Origin of the sequence: Rhodococcus sp. BS-15, from assembly GCF_000813105.1 — a bacterium.
Lineage (GTDB): Bacteria > Actinomycetota > Actinomycetes > Mycobacteriales > Mycobacteriaceae > Rhodococcoides.
The window spans coordinates 1-5,593 of record NZ_BAOX01000309.1 but is presented as its reverse complement, the minus strand read 5'-3'; the positions used below and the strand labels follow the sequence as shown (position 1 = coordinate 5,593).

Genomic DNA, 5,593 nt, shown 5'->3' with positions numbered 1-5,593 from the left:
TCTGCGACGCGCCGAGCGTCGGGCCATCCGACGCGCACCGGGCAACAATCGCCGGTCGCAGGCTCGTCTGGGACTGCGCCGGCCTCGCAGTTAGTGCCTCGCCGCTACTGTTGACCGTGTGACCGAATCTCGCTCGACGACGCCTGAGCTCGTGCTCACCGCCCGCCTCAACACCTCGGCGGCCGATGCCCGACGCGGCGTCGTGCGCCTGCATCCGGAAGTTCTCGCGGCTCTGAGCCTGCGGGAGTGGGATGCTGTGTCGCTCATCGGTTCTCGTCGCACGGCCGCCGTCGTCGCCGTGGCTCCCGAGGGATCGCCGCAGGGCACCGCATTACTGGACGACGTCACTCTCTCCAACACCGGCCTTCGCGAAAATGCTTCTGTCGCAGTCGGACCCGTTACCGTCTACGGTGCCAGAACTGTCACGGTGACAGGATCCGCGCTCGCCACCGGTTCCATCTCCGACGCCACCCTGCGCCAAGCGTTGCTCGGCAAGGTGCTGACGGTGGGCGACACGGTCTCACTCCTCCCCCGAGATCTCGGACCCGGGACCTCGACCACATCGGCGACGCAGGCGCTGTCGAGGACATTCGGGGTTGCGTGGACCACCGAGCTGTTGACGGTCTCGGCCGTCGACCCATCGGGTGGGCCGGTGAGTGTGCAGCCCAATTCGGCAGTCGGGTGGGGCTCCGCCACCGTCACCGGTGCACAGCCGTCGGCCGCGTCGAGTCCCGCGCCGAAGACCGCGGCACCGGCGGTGAGCGTGGCCGATCTGGTGGGAGTGAGCGCCCAGCAGTCGAAACTCTCCGAGTGGCTGCGGCTGGCGTTGGACGAGTCGGAGTTGTTGGCGACGCTGGGCGCGTCGCCGCATCTGGGGGGTGTTGATCACCGGACCCGGCGGGGTGGGCAAGGCGACGTTGGCGCGCGCGGTCATCGGCGAACGCGCATGCGTCGTGCTGGACGGACCGTCGATCGGTGCGCTCGAGGCATCGGCTCGGGTAGACCGGGTCACCGCGGCCGTGGACGAACTCGCCGGCTCCGGGGTTCTGCTGATCACCGATGTCGACGCGTTGCTGCCCTCCGTCCCCGAACCGGCGTCCACGTTCGTCCTCGATGTCTTGCGCCGGGCCGTCGACACTCCCGGTCTGGCCCTGATCGCGACGACAGCTCATCCGGAGGCAACCGATCCCAGAGTGCGCGGTCAGGACCTGTGCGATCGTGAGCTCACCCTCACCCTGCCCGACGCGGCAGGCCGCAAGGGATTGCTGGAGCATCTGCTGCGCAAGGTTCCGCAGGGCGACGTCGATCTCGCTGAGATAGCCGCACGGACACCGGGTTTCGTGGTCGCGGATCTGGCCGCACTGACGCGGGAGGCGGCACTGCGGGCGGCGGCTCGCGCATCGAACGATTCGGCCGCGGCCTCGTTGACGCAGGACGATCTGGTGGGCGCTCTCCAGGTGATCCGCCCACTGTCGCGTTCGGGAAGCGAAGAACTGGCCATCGGCAGTCTCACGCTCGATGACGTCGGCGACATGGTGGAGACCAAACAGGCGCTCACCGAGGCGGTGCTGTGGCCGTTGCGTCACCCGGATTCGTTTGCGCGCTTGGGAATCGAGCCACCGCGAGGAGTCCTGCTCTACGGTCCACCCGGCTGCGGAAAGACGTTCCTCGTACGGGCACTGGCCAGTTCCGGGCAGCTCAGCGTGCACTCGGTCAAGGGCGCGGAATTGATGGACAAGTGGGTCGGCTCCTCGGAAAAGGCTGTCCGAGAACTCTTTCAGCGCGCCCGCGATTCCGCTCCCTCGCTGATCTTCCTCGACGAAGTGGATGCGCTCGTGCCCCGACGCGGGCAGAGTTCGGACTCCGGCGTCGGCGATCGGGTCGTCGCGGCGCTGCTGACCGAACTCGACGGCGTCGAACCGTTGCGCGACGTCGTCGTACTCGGGGCAACCAACCGACCCGATCTGATCGATCCCGCGCTGTTGCGCCCCGGCCGCCTCGAGCGCCTGGTGTTCGTGCCGCCGCCGGATTCCGATGCCCGCGTGGACATCCTGAAGCGTCGGGCAAATCCATCCCGCTCGCCGAGGACGTGGATCTGGAGTCGCTGGCGCGCGATCTCGACGGCTACTCCGCCGCCGACTGCGCGGCGTTGCTGCGTGAGGCCGCGTTGACGGCGATGCGTCGGTCGATGGATGCAGCCGACGTCACCGCCGCCGATGTCGCCGCCGCTCGGGCGACGGTGAAGCCGTCACTCGATCCCGAGCAGGTGGCGCATCTGCGGGCCTACGGGTCGTGAGCGGAAACTCGTAGCAGGCTACGAAGTTCTGCTCACCTGCGGCGAAGCCGCTCTCACTTCCAGCGGCCGAGGATCTCTTCTGCCCGCTTGGCCAACTCCATTTGGAAGATCGGACCGAAGCTGATGCGTCCGACGCCGAGGGAGGCGAAGTGCGACAGGTCGCCCTCGGCCGGGTTGGCGATGGCGTTGATGGGCAGTGGGAGTTCCTGGGCGAGGCGCTTGTAGTCGGCGTCGTTGTGGAAGCGACGGGGTAGAGCGAGTCGGCTCCGGCCTCGGCGCACAGCTTCAGGCGTGCGATGGCGCGCTCGACGCGGTCGCTCTCGTCACCGATCGCCTTGACGAACAGGTCGGTGCGGGCGTTGATGACCACGTGGACGTCGGTGGCGTCGGATGCTGCACGCAGTGCTCCGACGAAGTCGGCGTGTTCCTGCGCTTCGCGGAGGCGGCCACCTTCGCTGTGCACGGTGTCCTCGATGTTGAGGCCGACGGCTCCGGCGGAGATCAGGCCGTCGATCAGTCGCTTGGGATCTTCGCCGTAGCCGGCTTCGATGTCGACCGACAGCGGCACGTCGACAGCTCCGGAGATCTGGGTGATGCGGGCGAGGAGCTCGTCGAAGGTGATGCCCTCGTTGTCGGGCTTGCCGATGGAGTCCGAGACGGGGTGGCTGCCGACGGTCAGGGCGGTGAATCCTGCGGACACGGCCAGGTTGGCAGACCAGGCGTCCCATACGGTCGGCAACACAACGGGGTTACCCGGCTGGTGCAGCTCGAGCAGGGTGGTGGCTTTCTGGGACAGGGTCGACATGAAGGCTCCTTCGCGGTGGCTGTGGAGAACGTACGTTCTCTCAGTCCCCAACGTACCCGCTTCAGTCGATCAAATCGAGTGCTTGCATTCGGTCGAACACCATCAGGGAGCCGGGAGCGACATCGGGCATGGCGGCGTACTCGTCGCGAGTGAAGTACCTGATCTCTGCAATTTCGCTGGTCGGCGTCGGCTCGTTCGCCAGATCGGCGATGAAGCAGGTGATCTCGAGCGGGGTACCTGGCGGGTGCCCCCATGCCTGGCACTCGAACACTCCGAGGAGCCGCGCGTCCGTTACTTTCGCGTCGAGCTCTTCCCTGATCTCCCGGTGCAGCGCCTGCTCGGGTGTCTCGCCCGGGTCGATCTTGCCGCCCGCCATGTAGAACGCAGACTTGCCGACCGACCGCGTCTGGATCATTCGACGATCTCGGACGTACGCCAGACCGGCGGTCCGAATGAGCCTCGACACGGTCACGGCACTTCCCCTCGGCTCGAGCCACTCCTGCCCACCCGGGTCGTTCCGCAGGCTCCACTCCTACCCACCCGGGTCGTTCCGCAGGCTCCACTCCTGCCGTTCTGTACCGCATGGCACGCGCTCGACCACGCAAAGTAAAGTGGACAACAACAACTCACGGCTGCCGTTCGGCTACCGGATCGTTATTTCTCAAAGCTTCAAATCGACTCTCACACGGACTTCGCACACCCTACTCATCGCCGCCCTACGACCACCGCCTCGGCTTCACCGCCGGTGGCGACCGAGACGACGGAGTGATCTTTGCTCGCCATTCTTCTTGCGCACGCCGCCGCCGCGCTGCTCGCGCCGCTGTTCGTCCGGTGGTGGGGTCGCACTGCCTTCTTCCCCCTCGCGCTCGTCCCCCTGCTCAGCCTGGTCTGGGTGTTCGGCAACTGGGGAACCGACCAGAAACTGAAGATCGAATGGGTCCCCGGCCTGTCGATGAACATCGACATGCGGTTCGACTCCTTGGCCGCCATCATGTCGTTGCTGGTCCTCGGCATCGGCGCACTGATCCTCCTGTACTGCGCGCGCTACTTCGAGAACGACGAACCTCGACTGGGCCTGTTCGCCGCCGAGATGGTCGCGTTCTCCGGTGCGATGTTCGGCCTCATCACCAGCGACAACATGCTCGTGCTGTACATCTTCTGGGAGATCACTACGGTCCTGTCGTTCCTGCTCGTCGGCCACTACGCCGAGCGTGCCTCCAGCAGGCGTGCCGCCACCCAGGCACTGCTCGTCACCACCGCCGGCGGCCTGGCAATGCTGGTCGGCATCATCATCCTCGGCCAGGTATCCGGCACCTACAACCTCTCCGAGCTGGTCGCGAACGCACCCGGCGGCTGGTTGCCCGGCGTCGCGATCGTGCTGGTCCTCATCGGCGCACTGAGCAAGTCGGCCATCGTGCCACTGCACTTCTGGCTCCCCGGAGCCATGGCTGCCCCGACGCCGGTCAGCGGCTACCTTCACGCCGCAGCGATGGTGAAGGCCGGCATCTACCTGGTGGCGCGCCTGGCACCGGGGTTCGCCGATTCCGGCCCGTGGCGTGCCACCGTGATCAGCCTGGGACTGCTGTCGATGATCCTGGCCGGCTGGCGAGCGCTGCGCGCATTCGACCTCAAACTCATCCTCGCGTTCGGCACCGTCAGCCAGCTCGGCTTCCTCATGGTGCTGGTCGGCATCGGCTCGGAGAAGGCGATGCTCGCCGGCCTGACGATGGTGATCGCGCATGCGATGTTCAAAGCGGCACTGTTCATGGTCGTCGGCATCGTCGACCACACCACCGGCACCCGAGACATCCGCAAGCTCGCCCACCTGGGCAAGAAGGCTCCGTGGCTAGCCGCGATCGCGGCGCTGGCCGCGGCCAGTATGGCCGGACTACCGCCGATGCTCGGGTTCGTCGGCAAGGAGACGGCGTTGTCGGCCGTGATCAGCACTCCGACGCTCGATCCCACGGTCGCGGCGGTCGTCGTCGCGGGGCTGGTGATCGGCTCGATCCTCACGGTCACCTACAGCATCCGATTCGTGTGGGGCGCGTTCGCGCGCAAGCAGCTCAAGCGTCCGAGTCCATCGGTCAGGGCGATGCATGCCCCGTCCGCGTTGTTCCTGGCCGCGCCTGCATTCCTCGCCGTTCTGGGTGTGATCGCCGGGTTCGGATCCTCTGTCGTCGACGGCATCGTCAGTCCCTACGCCCGCACCCTCCCGTCCTACGGCCAGGAGCCCTACCACCTGGCCCTGTGGCACGGTTTCAACCTTCCACTGGCGCTGACCGTCGTCGTCGTCACCGGCGGTGTCGGGCTGTTCATCGCCCATCGCGTGGTCAACCGGCTCAAGTTCGAGCATCCCCCGCTCGGCAACGCAGACCGCATCTACGACAACGTGCTCAAGTTCATGGACACACTGTCCATCCGCCTGACCGGCACGACGCAGCGTGGTTCGCTCCCCCTCACTCAGGGCACCATCCTGTTGACGCTGGTGCTGC

General features: G+C 66.7%; 2 protein-coding genes and 2 pseudogenes. 2 read left to right on the top strand and 2 right to left on the bottom strand.

From position 1 onward, the window contains the following. Nucleotides 1-118: 118 nt before the first annotated feature. Nucleotides 119-2,296, top strand: a pseudogene (locus tag RHBS_RS23505) (AAA family ATPase). A gap of 53 nt (nucleotides 2,297-2,349) precedes the next feature. On the opposite strand, the pseudogene RHBS_RS23500 reads toward RHBS_RS23505, so the two are convergent. Then, nucleotides 2,350-3,101, bottom strand: a pseudogene (locus RHBS_RS23500) (isocitrate lyase/phosphoenolpyruvate mutase family protein). Between the two features lie 61 nt (nucleotides 3,102-3,162). Then, entirely contained in the window at nucleotides 3,163-3,573 is a 411-nt protein-coding gene (locus RHBS_RS23495; RefSeq protein WP_187298610.1) for an NUDIX domain-containing protein, read from the bottom strand. Between the two features lie 300 nt (nucleotides 3,574-3,873). Here RHBS_RS23495 and RHBS_RS23485 point away from each other — a divergent pair. After that, a partial coding sequence (locus RHBS_RS23485) for a proton-conducting transporter membrane subunit (RefSeq protein ID WP_272913893.1) occupies nucleotides 3,874-5,593 on the top strand: 1,720 nt, incomplete at its 3' end.